Raw genomic sequence first — 13713 nt, 5'->3', positions numbered from 1 at the left:
CTTGTCGCCCACTGTAGCGATCTGCGCTACAGTGGGCTCATGGCTCGGGTGATCGCGCAACGCGAGTTGCGCAACGACAACGCGGCGGTGATGAAGTCCGTCGAGGCGGGGGAGTCCTTCGTGGTCACCCGGAACGGGACTCCGGTCGCCGAGCTGCGCCCCGTCGCCTCCGGGCGGCGGATGTTCGTGCGCCGAGCGGAGCTGCGGGAAGCGCTCGGCGGCGGCGTGCACATCGACGCCGCGGCCTTCCGGGCCGATGTGGATTCCCTGGCCGATCAGGAGCCGTGGTGACCGCTCCCGGTCTGCTGGACACGTCCGTGCTGATCGCGATGCCGGAGGTGATCGACGCGATGCCGGAGGTCACTGCGATCGCGGCGATCACGGCGGCCGAGCTCGCTGCTGCTCCGCATCTCACATCGGACCCGATGGAGGCCGCGCGCCGGCAGCTCCGGCTGCAGGAGGTGACTGCGGTGTTCGAGCCGATCCCGTTCGACGCCACTGCAGCAGCGAGTTACGGGCTGGTCGCCGCAGCCGCGTTCCGTCGCGGGCGAGCGCCTCGTCGCCGTCTCGCCGACCTGCTGATCGCCGCGACCGCGCACGCGCACGGGCTGGACGTCTACACGCGGAATCCGGACGACTTCGCGGGGCTCGACGACCTTCTGCGCGTCGTCGCGGTGTAGTCCGTGACCGACGACCGCAGCCACCGCTGGGTGCTCCACTTCGACATGGACGCCTTCTTCGCGTCCTGCGAGCAGCTGACCCGGCCCACCCTGCGCGGGCGTCCCGTGCTCGTGGGCGGGCTCGGTGGCCGCGGCGTGGTCGCCGGCTGCTCGTACGAGGCGCGCGTCTTCGGTGCGCGCTCGGCGATGCCGATGCACCAGGCGCGCCGGCTCGTCGGTGCGTCCGCCGTCGTGCTGCCGCCGCGCGGGGCGCTGTACGGGACGGTCAGTCGGCGCGTCTTCGGAGCCGTGCGCGGGCTGATCCCGGTCGTCGAGACGCTGTCCTTCGACGAGGCCTTCGGCGAACCCGCCGAGCTCGCCGGGGCGTCCTCGTCGGAGGTGGTGGCCTTCGCGGAGGAACTGCGCGCCCGGATCCTGGCGGAGACGGGGCTCGTCGCCTCCGTCGGCGCGGGGGCCGGCAAGCAGGCCGCGAAGATCGCTTCCGGGCTCGCGAAGCCCGACGGGGTGTCCGTCATCCCGCCCGCCGCGCAGGAGTCGATGCTGTACCCGCTGCCCGTCCGCAAGCTCTGGGGGATCGGCCCGGTGGCGGGGGAGCGGCTGTCCCGCTTGGGGATCGACACGATCGGTCAGTTCGCCGCGATGAGCGAGGTCGAGGTGGTCTCGGTGCTGGGCGCCACGCTGGGCCCGGCGTTGCACCGGCTCGCGCGGGGCGAGGACGATCGGCCCGTGGCGGTGAACGGCGAGGCGAAGTCGATCAGCGCCGAGCACACCCTCGAGACCGACGTGACCACGATGAACGCCCTCCGCCGCGAGATCGACCGCAGCGCCGAGCACGCGCTGCGCCGGCTGCGGCGCGACGGGCGCGGGGCGCGCACCGTCGTGCTCAAGCTGAAGCGGTCGGACATGTCCCTGCTCACCCGGAGTGCCACGCTGCCGTCCGCCACCACCGACGGTGCCGTGCTCACCGCGACCGCCCAGCGCCTCGCCCTCGACCCCATGGAGATCGGCGGCCTGCGGCTCGTCGGCGTCGGCTTCTCGGGGCTGAGCAGCGTCGAGCAGTTCACTCTGTTCGGCGAGGAGGGCGACGGTGCCCCCGACGTCGCCGAGGTCGGTGCCACTGCTCCGGAGCCCGACGTCGAGGAGCCGGATGCCGTCATCGGCTGGCGCCCGGGCATGGACGTGCGGCACCCCGAGTTCGGCCACGGTTGGGTGCAGGGCGCCGGGCACGGCGTGCTGTCGGTGCGGTTCGAGACGCGCACCTCCGGCCCGGGCCGCATGCGCAGTTTCCAGGCCGACGATGCACTGCTCCGCGAGGCTGATCCGCTCGACTCCCTCGACTGGCCCGCCGAGCACCTGCGCGCCGCGGACGGCGAGGACGACTGAGTCCTCGCGGTTGCGCGGCGTTCCCGCGGCAGCCATTCGTTCCCGCGACACTGAGACCTTTCCGCGCGCACCGCGATCCGCTCGTGCGACTGTCAGCACTTCCTGCGATCGCCATGACGATCGCGGGAGCAGCACGGTGTAGCGGGAGTGTCGTCTGATCGGAGGATTCGACGGCGAAACCTTGCGGAAGGGGTGGGGGGCTGTTCACGATTGCGGCACGACAAATCTGCTGAAGGAGAAGTGACTGTGTCGGATACGGCCGCCCAGGTGGGTCGACCGCTGTGGCTCAAGATTCTGCTCGTCGTAGTCGGTGGGCTGGTCGTGGGCGCTGTCGGAGATGTATTCGGGGGAGCTCTGCTTGGATTGGCGAGCCTGCTGATCCTAGTCATCGGCATCCCGGTGGTCATCGTGCGCCACACGCCGGGCGACAGGGTGGCCGTGCCCAAAGGGCCCGCCCACATCGGCTTCACAGACGATGGGCAGCCGATCTATCCGGTGGTGGGATACACGGCGGACGGCGCAGCGGTGACAGCCGACCGCGCGCAGGGAGTCACTGCGCTTGCCGGGCAGACGAATTCGCTCGCGATCGCCGCGCTGGTCTTGGCGTTCGTGTTCTCGCCCGCCGGGATCATCATGGGGCACATCGCTCGCGGGCAGATCCGCCGCAGCGGAGAGGCCGGCGACGGCATGGCGCTCGCGGCGCTCATCATCGGGTACGTGTCCCTCGCGATCTCGATCGCGGTCATCATCGCGGCGATCGCGGCGGTGGGCTCAGCCGGAGGCTTCTGACGCGCACAGTGATCCGGGCGCGCTGAGTCACGCGGCGTGGGCGTCCGGACAGCTGGTCTGCCACGCGGTCTCGGCGTCGTGTTCGGCGAGGAGGGCTTCGAGGATCGGCGGGCCGTGCGGTCCGTCGAGAATGGCGGCGATGTCCTCGTACGTGGTGCCGACGGCGTCGTAATACTGCTGGCGGAGGTCCTCGCGGCGCCAGTGGTCGATGAACTGGGCGCGGCGCTGCTTCCAGCGTTCGACGGCGGCGCGGTGCAGTTCGTCCGCGTGGTGCGTGTGGTTCACGCGATATGCGCGGTTCGGATCGCGGGTGCGTCGCCACCCGGTGCGTCCCGCGTAGTCACCGTCGCTGCCGAGCCCGTCTCGGAGGGTGATGGTCTCCCAGCCGGGGCGGTGATCGCGCTCGGCGGGCGGGACGACCTTCCCGTGATGTGCGTCGCAGACGAGTGTGAGGGTTGTGATGTCGGTCTTGCCGCCTTCGGCCCAGTCGGTCACGTGATGCACCTGGCAGCGCGTCGCCGGTGCGTCGCAGCCGGGCGCGGAGCAGCCGCGTTCGGACCCGTACAGGGCGATGCGCTGATCCGCAGACGCGAGGCGCTTGGTCCGGCCGAGGAACAGGGGCCGGTTCTGGAGGTCCAGGAGCAGTACGTATCGGGGATTGATTCCCATGAGGTTGATGGCGTCGGGGACGGGCATCCGGCCGCCGGTGGCTGTGGTGGCGATACCTGTCTCGGATTCGAGTTGGTCGAGGCGCAGGGTGATGATCGGTTGGCAGGGTACGCCGCGGTGCGAGCCCAGAGCGCCGGATCCGAGGGCGATGCCGAGGGCGTGTTGGAGGGCGTCGTGGCAGCGCTGCGCGGTGGTGCGCTGGTCGTGTTTCGCGGCTTCCCGGACGGCGTCGGCGTCATCGGGGTCGATGGGTGCATCGTGATCGTCGGGGTTGAGGACGCCGGGGCGCGCGAACTTCTCCATGATCGTCTCGAGCAGGGCGCGGCAGGTGGGGTCCACTGCGCCGCTGAGGCCGGACATCAGATCGTCGCCCTGTTTTCCGAGGTGCAGTTCGCGCTTGCGGGCGATGGCGTCGTGGTCGGGTTCGGCACCGTCGGGGTCGATGAGGTCCAGAGCATGCTTGCCCGCCTTCGCCAGGCTCTCCGGTGTCATCGTGGTGGCGGCGGTGACGAGGATGTCTTCGAGGACTTCGATTCCGGGGTCGAGGGTGCGTTTGCCCGCCTCGTGCAGGATCCGGTCGATGACCGCGGCGTGACGTTCGGACACCAGGCCGTCCCGCTGCGCCTGGGCGAGCAGCGGGTAGGAGGGTTCGGGGCTGAAACCGCGCTCGCGGCGGGGGACGCGAGAACGTGCGCCGTGGATCCGGTCGCGGGCTTCGCCGCCGCCGAGGTGCAGTTGCTGCTGCAGGAGTTCCTTGAGGCCGGTGTAGCCGAGTTCATCCGGTACCCGATGTTCCACGCTGGCCTGCGCGATCCGGTTCTGCGCGTACGGGACCTTCCGGGCGGCGGTCTCCAGCCGCAGAAGAGCGTCGAGGGTCTGCTGGGAGGACAGCATCACGGGGTCCGCTCCGGCGAGCATCTCCGCGGCTGATTCGAACGCTTCGAGGGCTGCGTGATAGTCAACTGCTGTGCTGGTCAGCGTGGTCATTGCGCCCCCCTCTTCTCGCCTCCTATTGTACGCGCTGAATCGAACGCGAGCCACCGAATGGAACTATTGTTCTATGTTGGCTATCTGGCGGTGCGCAGTGATTCTCGGTCAGTGAGTCAGCAGATCTCGCAGGCGCTCGAGGTCGGCCCGGACCGTCGCGCAGTCTCGTTCGAACTCTGCGTCGCTCGCGCCGAGCCGCCGGACGGTGAACAGCACCTCGGCCCCGTCGGGGTGGGTGAGCACGCGCAGGGGGTTGTTCACGACGGTGCCGTCGGGCAGCGTGACATCATGGTCGAGCACGCCGAACGGATTGTCCGGCGCGAACCGCACCCGGACCTCGCCCATCGGGGAGTCGGTGAGGAGATCGTCGCCGTCGCGGCGCACGCCGGTCGCGAGGCCTGCGGCCCACGCGACCAGGTTCTCGGGATCGCGCGCGAACTCGTAGACCTCCTCGGCGGGCCGACGGATCACGACGCTGATGTGGCGGGACTCCTCAGTCATCGTTCCACGGTAGTCCCGCCCGGAGCGGGACGGCGGTGGCGTTATCGTGCAGGCATGGGGAATCGATGACTGTGGCACCGATACTCGACGGCATCATGGTCGCGGATTTCAGCCGCGTGCTCGCAGGCCCGCTGGCCACGGTGATGCTGGCGGATCTGGGCGCGGACGTGATCAAGGTCGAGCGACCGGGCGTGGGCGACGACACCCGCCGGTGGGGCCCGCCGTGGACCGCGTCGACGAGCGCGTACTTCGAGTCGGCGAACCGCTCGAAGCGCAGCGTCGAGCTCGACCTGGACGATCCGGACGACCGCGCCGCCGCTCGGGAACTGGTGCGCCGCGCCGACATCCTCGTCGAGAACTTCCGCTCCGGGGCCCTGGGCGACAAGGGATTCGGCTACGACGAGCTCGCGGCGCTCAACCCGCGCCTCGTCTACTGCTCGGTGACCGGATTCGGGTCCGACGGTGGCGCAGCGCTGCCCGGTTACGACTTCCTGGTGCAGGCCGTGGGCGGCCTCATGAGCATCACGGGAGATCCCGACGGCGACCCGATGAAGGTCGGCGTCGCGCTGGTCGACGTGCTCACCGCGAAAGACGCCGTCGCAGGGATACTGGCCGCCCTCTACGAACGCGAACGGTCGGGACTCGGGCAACACGTCGAGGTCAATCTTCTGTCTTCCCTGCTCGGTTCACTCGCGAACCAGGGCGCGAACTTCCTCGCGACGGGTCAGTCGCCGTCGCGGTTGGGCAACACGCACCCGTCCATCACGCCCTACGAGACCCTGCGCTGCCGCGACGGGCTGCTGGCCGTGGCGTGCGGGAACGACGGCCAGTTCGCTCGGCTCGCGGCCGCCGTCGGGGCCGCCGGACTGGCGCACGACCCCCGGTTCGCCACCAACCCGGAGCGCGTGCGCCACCGCGCGGACCTGCGCCGCGCGCTGGAGGAGCGCCTCGCAGACGAGGACGCCGAGGAGTGGGTGGGCCGGCTGACCGCCGCCGGAGTACCGGCCGGCACCGTCGGCGACATCGCGTCCGGCTTCGCGCTCGCCGAACGGCTCGGACTCGCCCCGCGGATCCCGGTGGGCGGCGGCGCGATCGACCAGGTGCGCAACCCGATCGGTTTCTCACGCACGCCCGTCACCGACTACCGCCGGCCCCCGACCCTCGGCGAACACAACGACGCCGTCCGCACAGAACTGCACACCCCCGACGAGAGCAGGAACCACTCATGAGCACGCCCGCACCCCTCGACCTGGCCGGCATCGACGACCTGCTGTCCGACGACGAGAAGGCCGTGCGCGCGTCCGTGCGGCAGGCCTGCACCGAGCGCGTCCTGCCCCATGTAGCGGACTGGTTCGAGGCCGGCGCGATCGACGACCCGCGGGCCCTCATGCGCGATCTCGGCTCGCTGGGCGTGCTGGGCATGCACCTCGAGGGCTACGGCTGCGCGGGCATGTCCGCCAGCCACTACGGCCTCGCCTGCCTCGAGCTGGAGGCGGTGGATTCCGGGCTGCGCTCAATGGTCTCGGTGCAGGGATCGCTCGCCATGTTCGCCATCTGGCGCTGGGCGAGTGAGGAGATCAAGCAGCAGTGGCTGCCGCGCATGGCGGCCGGCGACGCGATTGGCTGCTTCGGTCTCACCGAACCCGACCACGGCTCGGACCCCGCGAACATGCGCACCCGGGCCCGCCGCGACGGCGACGACTGGGTGCTCACGGGCCGGAAGATGTGGATCACCAACGGATCCATCGCCGACGTCGCCGTCGTTTGGGCGCAGACCGACGAGGGGATCCGCGGCTTCGTCGTCCCGACGGACACGCCCGGCTTCTCCGCGCCCGAGATCAAGCACAAGCTCTCGCTGCGCGCCTCGGTCACCAGCGAGCTCGTCCTCGACGACGTCCGCGTGCCGGACACGTTCGCCTTCCCGGAGGTCCGGGGCCTGCGCGGGCCGCTGAGCTGCCTCAACGAGGCGCGCTACGGCATCATCTGGGGCTCGCTCGGCGCGGCGCGCTCTTCCCTCGAGGCGGCGCTGAGCTACTCGATCCAGCGCGAGCAGTTCGGCCGTCCGCTCGCGGGATTCCAACTGACGCAGCAGAAGCTGGCGGACATGAACCTCGAGTACACGAAGGGACTGCTCCTGGCGCTGCACCTCGGCCGCCGCAAGGATGCGGGCACGCTGCACCCGTCGCAGGTCAGCCTCGGCAAGCTGAACAACGTCCGCGAGGCCCTGGAGATCTGCCGCACGGCGCGAACGATCCTGGGCGCCAACGGCATCTCCCTGGAGTTCCCGGTGATCCGGCACATGAACAACCTGGAGTCCGTGCTCACCTACGAGGGCACCGTCGAGATGCACACCCTCGTCATCGGCCAGGCGATGACCGGGGTCCCCGCCTTCCGCTGACCCGCGCTGGCCCGCACGTCCGACGGTGCGCCGGCCCGCAGGTCCGCAGGTCCGCAGGTCCGACGGCCGGCTACCGGCCCAGGTACGCCTCTATCCACCGCGGACCGACGCCGGCGGCCAACAATGCCAGGAGCACGATCCGGGCCTGCCCGGGGCGCAACCGCCGGGAGAGGATCGCGCCGGCGGACACCATGTCCGCAGCGCCGCCTCCGCCTCCGTACGCCGCGTCGACCGGTCCGGCGACTATCCGCGTTGACACCACGACGACGACCCCGCCGTCGATCGCGCGGCGCACGGCGTCGGCGAGCTCCACCGTCGTGTTGCCGCTGCCGGTGCCGACCAGCACGATCCCCCGGGCGCCCGCGGCGACGGCGGCGTCGACCAGGGCACCGTCGGCCCCCGGATAGGAGGCGACGACGTCGACCCGGACGTCCGCGATCGGCGCGTTCTTGGCCAGCAGTCGGTGCGGCGCCGTCCCGGCCAGCTTTGCGACGGGCAGGCCGCCCGAGAAGGGCTGGGGCGCCGTCGTCGAGACCTTCGCGAGCCCGCGCACCGTCTGCACCTCCCCGGCGAAGGACAGCAGCACCCCGAGCCCGCGGTACGCGGGGTCGGCGGCCACGGCGATCGCGCCCGCGAGGTTCGCCGGGCCGTCGGCGTCCGGCGAGTCGGCGGGGTGCTGGGCCCCCGTGAACACCACGGGCCGCGGGTCGGCGTGCGCGAGGTCGACCAGGAGCGAGGTCTCCTCCATGGTGTCGGTGCCGTGGGTCACCACCACGCCGGCCACGTCGGGCGAGGACAGCGCCTCTGTGACGGCCGCGCGGATGGCGTCGAGCTGGTCCAGCGTCAGCGCCGACGAGTCGGCCCGGACCACGTCGCGCACCGTCACGGTGACACCGGCGACCTCCCCGGCCGACCCGAGCAGGTCCGCGCCGGAGTCGGCGGCGACCGCGGCGCCGGAGTCGTCGTGGCGGCTGGCGATGGTGCCGCCGGTCGCGAGCACGATCACGTCAGGCATGCGTGCAGCATCGCACGCTCCGCGCAGGGCGCGGCGCCGGACCGCGCATCGTTTGGCATAGTGGAGGCGGCGAAGCAGCGGCCGAACGGAGGTGAACTTCTCGATGCGCGGACGGGTCTTCATGGCCCCCGTCGCGGTACTCCTGGGCCTGGCCTGCGGTGCGTGCGGCGGGCAGAACGCCGAATCACGGTCGAGCGGACCGTCGGTCGCGTCGGTCGAGGTGACCGAGGCACCGTCGACCACGCCGGACCGCGCACCGTCGACCCAGCAGCTGGAGGAGATGCTCTCCCGCGCGATCGACCCGAAGGTGCCGCTGGAGCAGAAGATCCTGCTGGTCCAGGGCGCCACGACCGCAGACGGCCCGCTGTTCGACGAGCTCGTCAAGCTCCGGACCGACAATCCCACCGTCAGCTGGCACATCAGCAAGCCGGTGCTGGAGCAGCCGGGCGTCGCCAAGGCGCAGTTCTCCGTGCTCATGGGCGGTACCAACCAGCTGGCCTACGCCACGCTCGTCTTCGACGACGGCCGGTGGAAGCTGCAGAAGTCCTACGCCTGCCAGATGATCATGCAGGTCGGGCGCGACTCGCCCTCCTGCCACTGACCTCCCCGACGCCGCGCCGTCCGACGTCGGGCTCGGCGACTACTTCGGGTCGAAGCGGTACACGCTGCCCGTCCGCTGGACGAGCTTCTTCGCGGGGTCGTCGCCCACCAGCGTCCGGCCGCCCTGCAGCTGCACCCCGCCCGTGCCGAACGCGCGGGCCGGATCGAGCCGGACCGTGCCGTTGCCCTCGGACGTGTAGCTCTCGACGGTCAGCGTGGTGCCGCTGCCCGGAACCCGGAACACCGAATCGTCGGGCGACTCGTCCACCTTCGCGGTGAGCTCGGGTCGCTCGATGGTGCCGCCCAGCGTCACGGTCATGGTCTGGGTCAGGTTGCTGTCGGCGCGGATGCTCCTCGTCGCGGTCCAGGTGGCGCCGATCCCCACCGGTTCCGCGGGGAGCGGGACGAGGCGCAGGAAGGTCTGCAGCAGCGCCTGCTCGAACGCGGACTGCGCGTCGGCGGACACCCCGGGCGGCGCCGCGATGACGAACGAGCGCACCTCGCCGGTCGGCGCGAACCGCACCCGCCCGACGGTGCCGGCCTCGACCTCGAGGGCCTTGGTCGTCGCGGGGTCGGTGGAGGTCGGGGCTCCGAAGAAGACGTAGACGTCGAGCGGGTCGCCGCACGTGGGCTGCACGACCATCGGCAGCGTCACGTCGCGGTTACCGCCGGAGGGCTGCTCGCCGGACACCTGGGACACCTGCAGCGAATTCGTGAACAGCGCGTACTGGGCGACGGCCGTCGGACGCACCGTCAGCGCGCTCTGCGCGCCCGTGCCGGCCCCGCCGAGCACGACCTTCGCCTGCGGAACGTCGACGGTGACCGCCGTCCCCGGCAGCGTCGGCGGTGTGTTCGTGCACCCGGCGGTCGTGGCGGGCGCGGCGACCGACTGCCGGGCAGCGGCGGACGACGACGCCGCGCCGCCCCCGGAATCGGTACCACCGCACCCCGCCAACGCGGCGCCCAGCGCCACCGTCGAGGTCAACACCACTGGGACCAGCCGCAACCGTCTGCCATGCACACCGCCACCGTAGTGGATGATGGAGGGCATGGATTCTCCCGCAACCGCACGCCCGAGCTGGTATCGGAACCCGCGCATCCTGTTGGCGGTGGTCGCGGTCGCAGTGCTGCTCATCGATCTCGGCGCCAAGACCTGGGTCGTGCGGAACATGAGCTACGGCGAGAAGATCGAGGTCCTGGGGCCCTTCAGCCTGATCTTCGTCAAGAACCCCGGCGCAGCCTTCTCGATGGCCACCGGCTACACCTGGATCCTCACGATCATCGCGGTGTGCGTCGTGGTGTGGATCGTGCGGATGGGGGGCAAGCTCACCTCGATCCCGTGGGCCATCGGCCTCGGACTGGTCCTGGGCGGCGCCCTCGGCAACCTCACCGACCGGATCTTCCGCGCGCCCGGCGTCTTCCGCGGCCACGTCATCGACTTCTTCTCCGTCGGCGACTGGTTCCCGGTGTTCAACACCGCCGATTCGGCGATCAGCTGCGCCGCGGTGCTGCTGATCGCGCTCACCCTGTTCGGCAAGGACCCCTACGAGGGCTTCGGTCAGAAGCAGCCCAAGGACGACGACGCCGCCGAGCCGGTCGCGCACAGCGAGGAGGCCCGCGATGCGTGAGTCCCGCACCATGCCCGTTCCCGACGGCCTCGACGGGCTCCGGGTCGACGCCGGCGTCGCCCGCCTGCTGGGCCTCTCGCGCTCCGTCGTCACGGATCTCGTCGTCGAGGGCTCCGTCACGCTCGACGGTGCCGTGGTCGGCAAGTCCGACAAGCTCCGCGCCGGCGCGCTCCTCGACGTGACTCTGCCGGAGCCCGCGCGGCCGCTGGAGATCGTGGCCGAGCCGGTCCCCGGCATGACCATCATCTACTCGGACGACGACATCGTCGTCGTCGACAAGCCCGTGGGCGTCGCCGCGCACGCGTCCGTCGGCTGGACGGGTCCGACGGTGATCGGGGGCCTCGCCGCCGCCGGCTTCCGGATCTCCACCTCGGGCGCGCCCGAGCGGCAGGGGATCGTGCACCGCCTCGACGTGGGCACGTCCGGCGTGATGGTCGTGGCCGTGTCCGAGCGCGCGTACACGGTGCTCAAGCGGGCGTTCAAGCAGCGCACCGTCGACAAGCGCTACCACGCGCTGGTGCAGGGCCACCCCGACCCGATGTCGGGCACCATCGACGCGCCGATCGGCCGGCACCGCAGCTCCGACTGGAAGTTCGCGGTCACCAAGGACGGCAAGCCGTCGATCACGCACTACGACACGATCGAGGCCTTCCAGGCCGCGACGCTGCTCGACGTGCACCTCGAGACGGGGCGCACGCACCAGATCCGGGTGCACTTCGCGGCGCTGCACCACCCGTGCTGCGGCGACCAGACCTACGGCTCGGATCCGGTGCTCGCGAAGAAGCTGGGGCTCGACCGGCAGTGGCTGCACGCCCGCACCCTGGGCTTCACCCACCCCACCAAGGGGGAGTACGTGGAGTTCACCTCGCCCTACCCGGACGACCTGCAGCACGCCCTGGACGTCCTGCGCGACGCGTGATCAGGTCGCTGACCGGCTGGGCCGCGCTGGTCGCGGTCGCGCTGGGTCTTGCGTTCTGGCTCGGCTCCGCCACGCCGGTGCGGGTCGCCCGGCTCGACGGCGAGCGGCTCGGCCCGCAGTCCGGCCAATCCGTGGCCGAGTACCTGGGGCAGGCGCGTGCGTCGCTGGCGGCGGCCCCGGCGGGCGAGCGCCGCTGGGCGCTGGTCTCGCCGGCCGCGCCGTGGTCCGCCGACGACGTGTGGACTCGGCTCGGCTCACTCGACCGGATCGGCCGGGTGCTCGTGCGCGTGTCGATCCCGGGCGTCGCGACCCCCACGGCGACCGTGCCGCCCGGCCAGAGTGCCGAGGGCGTCGCCGCGGTGCCGGAGCTCGCGGCCCTCGCCATGCCAGGGCTCGCCGCGCCGGGGCCGCGCGGCGTCGCAGTGGCCCGCGTGAGCGCCGCGCGCCTGCGGGCCGGCGTTCCCGCCGTCGTCGGCGTGGCGGTGCTCGGCTCGGGCGACGCACTGCGCGCGGTAGCGGGGCGTCCCGGGGTCCGGTCCGTGCAGGTCATGCCGGACGACGGTGCCCGGTTCGGCCTCTCCGCCCTCCTGCCGTCCTCTACCGACCTCGCGACCCCCGGCCCCGACGATCGTCCGGTACCCCGGGCGTGAGTCATGCGATCCATCTCACGATGTGAGAGTTCTCTCCGTGATCGTGCAGGGAATCCGCGCTGTGGCGAACTAGCGTCGGAGGCATGTCAACCGTGCATCGCACCCGAGGATTCATCGCCCTTCCGGCGCAGGCGCTGTGGGACGTGCTCGTCGACCTCGAGCGTCTCCCGCGCTGGCAGCCCTTCGTCGTCTCGGCGTCGCTGCGCGACCCGGTCGCGCTCGGCGCTCGTCTCGACTGGATGCCCGACCTGCACGGCTCCTGGATCCACCGCCGGTTCGCACCGCCTGCGACGGTGACGGAGTTCGCGCCGGGGCGCGCGCTCGCGATCACGCAGGAGGAGCCGGCCGGCACCACGACCCTCCGCTGGACGCTGACCCCGCAGGACGGCGGCACCGTCGTCGAGCAGACCGTGACGGCGGACGGTGCCTCCGGGCCGCTCTTCGACCGCCTGGTGGCGCGGAGGTTCGCCGCCGACGCGGATACGAGCCTCGCGCGTCTCGCGATCCTCGCGGGGCCGCCGCGGACCGAGGACCCGCTCAACGTGGTCATCGCGGGCGGCACCGGCGCGCTCGGGCGGCGGATCGCGGCCGACCTGGTGCGCCGCGGCCACGCCGTCACGATCCTCACTCGCTCGATCCGCGCCGATGTCCCGTACCCGCAGGTCACGTGGGATGGGCGCACCGTAGGCGCGTGGGCCGCGGTACTGGAGGCGCCGAACACCGCCGTCATCAACCTCGCCGGCAAGCTCGTGGACTGCCGCCCGACCGCCGCGAACATCGCCGCGCTCACGGCGAGCCGCGTCGACGCCACGCGCGCCCTGGTCGAGGCGGCCCGGGGCCGCGGCGTCGCGCGCTGGGTGCAGGCGAGCACGACCGCGATCTGGAGTGACGCGGGGGAGCGGTGGTGCACCGAGGACACTCCGCTGCCCGAGCCTGGCCTGCCGCAGATGACCGGCGTCGCGCGCCCGTGGGAGGACGCCGCCGCCGACGCGGAGACCGCACACCTGACCGTTCTGCGGACCTCGATCGTGCTGGACACCGACTCGCCCGCGATGGCGAAGATGGTCGGCGTCACGAAGGCCTTCCTCGGCGGCAGCCTCGGCGACGGACGACAGTGGTTCAGCTGGATCCACCGCGACGACTGGCTCGCGATCGTCCGTTCGGGCCTCGGGATCGAGCCGGGGGTCGACCTGCCCGACGGGGTGGTCGTCGCCGCAGCGCCGTACCCCGTCCGCAACGCCGACCTCATGGCCGCGCTCCGCCGCCACCTGCGGCGGCCGCCCGCGCCGCCCACGCCCGCCCCGATGCTCGCGCTCGGCGCGATCGGGATGCGCAGCGACCCCGCCCTCGGCCTGACGGGTCGGCACGCCACCTCGACGGTGCTCCCCGCCGCCGGATTCGTCTTCCGGCACCCGCATCTCGACGGCGCACTGTCCGACCTGCTGGGCTGAATCGGGACGGATCGGACACCGGTTCGCGCTGCGCGAAAACCAG

The 13713-nt window shown here is 71.7% G+C and carries 15 protein-coding genes; 11 read left to right on the top strand and 4 right to left on the bottom strand.

Annotated elements, in window-relative coordinates; all coding sequences use genetic code 11:
• The first annotated feature begins 39 nt into the window (after window positions 1–39).
• From ABZX10_RS09520 to ABZX10_RS09505, 4 genes are all read left to right on the top strand, one after another.
• Window positions 40–291, top strand: coding sequence for a type II toxin-antitoxin system prevent-host-death family antitoxin (locus ABZX10_RS09520; protein ID WP_355537834.1), 252 nt, complete (start codon window positions 40–42; stop codon window positions 289–291).
• Window positions 288–680: a PIN domain-containing protein gene (locus ABZX10_RS09515; RefSeq protein ID WP_355537831.1), complete on the top strand. Its 393-nt coding sequence runs from the start codon at window positions 288–290 to the stop codon at window positions 678–680. Before ABZX10_RS09520 ends, ABZX10_RS09515 begins: the two co-directional genes overlap by 4 nt.
• 3 nt (window positions 681–683) lie before the next feature.
• Window positions 684–2063 (top strand): DNA polymerase IV, encoded by a 1380-nt coding sequence (locus ABZX10_RS09510; protein WP_355537828.1) that lies wholly within the window; start codon window positions 684–686, stop codon window positions 2061–2063.
• Between the two features lie 246 nt (window positions 2064–2309).
• Window positions 2310–2852, top strand: coding sequence for a DUF4190 domain-containing protein (locus ABZX10_RS09505; protein WP_355537825.1), 543 nt, complete (start codon window positions 2310–2312; stop codon window positions 2850–2852).
• A 27-nt stretch (window positions 2853–2879) separates the two neighbouring features.
• Here the strand turns inward: ABZX10_RS09505 and ABZX10_RS09500 are convergent, their stop codons facing one another.
• Both ABZX10_RS09500 and ABZX10_RS09495 read right to left on the bottom strand, forming a co-directional pair.
• A complete protein-coding gene (locus tag ABZX10_RS09500; protein ID WP_355537822.1) occupies window positions 2880–4508 on the bottom strand; it encodes a DUF222 domain-containing protein in 1629 nt (542 codons plus the stop codon).
• A 108-nt stretch (window positions 4509–4616) separates the two neighbouring features.
• Window positions 4617–5009, bottom strand: coding sequence for an SRPBCC family protein (locus tag ABZX10_RS09495; protein ID WP_355537819.1), 393 nt, complete (start codon window positions 5007–5009; stop codon window positions 4617–4619).
• A gap of 65 nt (window positions 5010–5074) precedes the next feature.
• Here ABZX10_RS09495 and ABZX10_RS09490 point away from each other — a divergent pair, with 65 nt between their 5' ends.
• Together ABZX10_RS09490 and ABZX10_RS09485 are read left to right on the top strand one after the other, a co-directional pair.
• Window positions 5075–6238 (top strand): CoA transferase, encoded by a 1164-nt coding sequence (locus tag ABZX10_RS09490; protein ID WP_355537816.1) that lies wholly within the window; start codon window positions 5075–5077, stop codon window positions 6236–6238.
• Window positions 6235–7407: an acyl-CoA dehydrogenase family protein gene (locus ABZX10_RS09485; protein WP_355537813.1), complete on the top strand. Its 1173-nt coding sequence runs from the start codon at window positions 6235–6237 to the stop codon at window positions 7405–7407. Before ABZX10_RS09490 ends, ABZX10_RS09485 begins: the two co-directional genes overlap by 4 nt.
• A 70-nt stretch (window positions 7408–7477) precedes the next feature.
• Here ABZX10_RS09485 and ABZX10_RS09480 read toward each other — a convergent pair whose 3' ends face one another.
• Entirely contained in the window at window positions 7478–8422 is a 945-nt protein-coding gene (locus ABZX10_RS09480; RefSeq protein ID WP_355537810.1) for an asparaginase, read from the bottom strand.
• A 103-nt stretch (window positions 8423–8525) separates the two neighbouring features.
• On the opposite strand from ABZX10_RS09480, the gene ABZX10_RS09475 reads away from it, so the two are divergent.
• Entirely contained in the window at window positions 8526–9023 is a 498-nt protein-coding gene (locus ABZX10_RS09475; RefSeq protein WP_355537807.1) for a hypothetical protein, read from the top strand.
• A gap of 39 nt (window positions 9024–9062) precedes the next feature.
• Here ABZX10_RS09475 and ABZX10_RS09470 read toward each other — a convergent pair whose 3' ends face one another.
• Window positions 9063–10073: a hypothetical protein gene (locus ABZX10_RS09470; RefSeq protein WP_355537804.1), complete on the bottom strand. Its 1011-nt coding sequence runs from the start codon at window positions 10071–10073 to the stop codon at window positions 9063–9065.
• Between ABZX10_RS09470 and lspA the strand changes: the two genes are divergently transcribed.
• From lspA to ABZX10_RS09450, 4 genes are all read left to right on the top strand, one after another.
• Complete coding sequence (gene lspA, locus ABZX10_RS09465; protein ID WP_355537801.1) at window positions 10072–10650, top strand: signal peptidase II; 579 nt, start codon at window positions 10072–10074, stop codon at window positions 10648–10650. The two genes, ABZX10_RS09470 and lspA, sit on opposite strands and share 2 nt — an antisense overlap.
• Window positions 10643–11569, top strand: a complete 927-nt coding sequence (locus ABZX10_RS09460) for an RluA family pseudouridine synthase (RefSeq protein ID WP_355537798.1) — start codon at window positions 10643–10645, stop codon at window positions 11567–11569. The genes lspA and ABZX10_RS09460 overlap by 8 nt, the downstream gene beginning before the upstream one ends.
• A complete protein-coding gene (locus ABZX10_RS09455; RefSeq protein WP_355537795.1) occupies window positions 11566–12219 on the top strand; it encodes a hypothetical protein in 654 nt (217 codons plus the stop codon). The genes ABZX10_RS09460 and ABZX10_RS09455 overlap by 4 nt, the downstream gene beginning before the upstream one ends.
• Window positions 12220–12302: 83 nt before the next feature.
• The gene (locus ABZX10_RS09450) at window positions 12303–13670 is read left to right on the top strand and encodes a DUF1731 domain-containing protein (RefSeq protein ID WP_355537792.1); all 1368 of its coding nucleotides are present in this window, start codon (window positions 12303–12305) and stop codon (window positions 13668–13670) included.
• The last annotated feature ends 43 nt before the right edge of the window (window positions 13671–13713 follow it).

This window comes from Tsukamurella sp. NPDC003166 (assembly GCF_040611135.1).
Classification (GTDB): domain Bacteria; phylum Actinomycetota; class Actinomycetes; order Mycobacteriales; family Mycobacteriaceae; genus Tsukamurella.
This window is presented reverse-complemented; position numbering and strand designations above follow the sequence as displayed.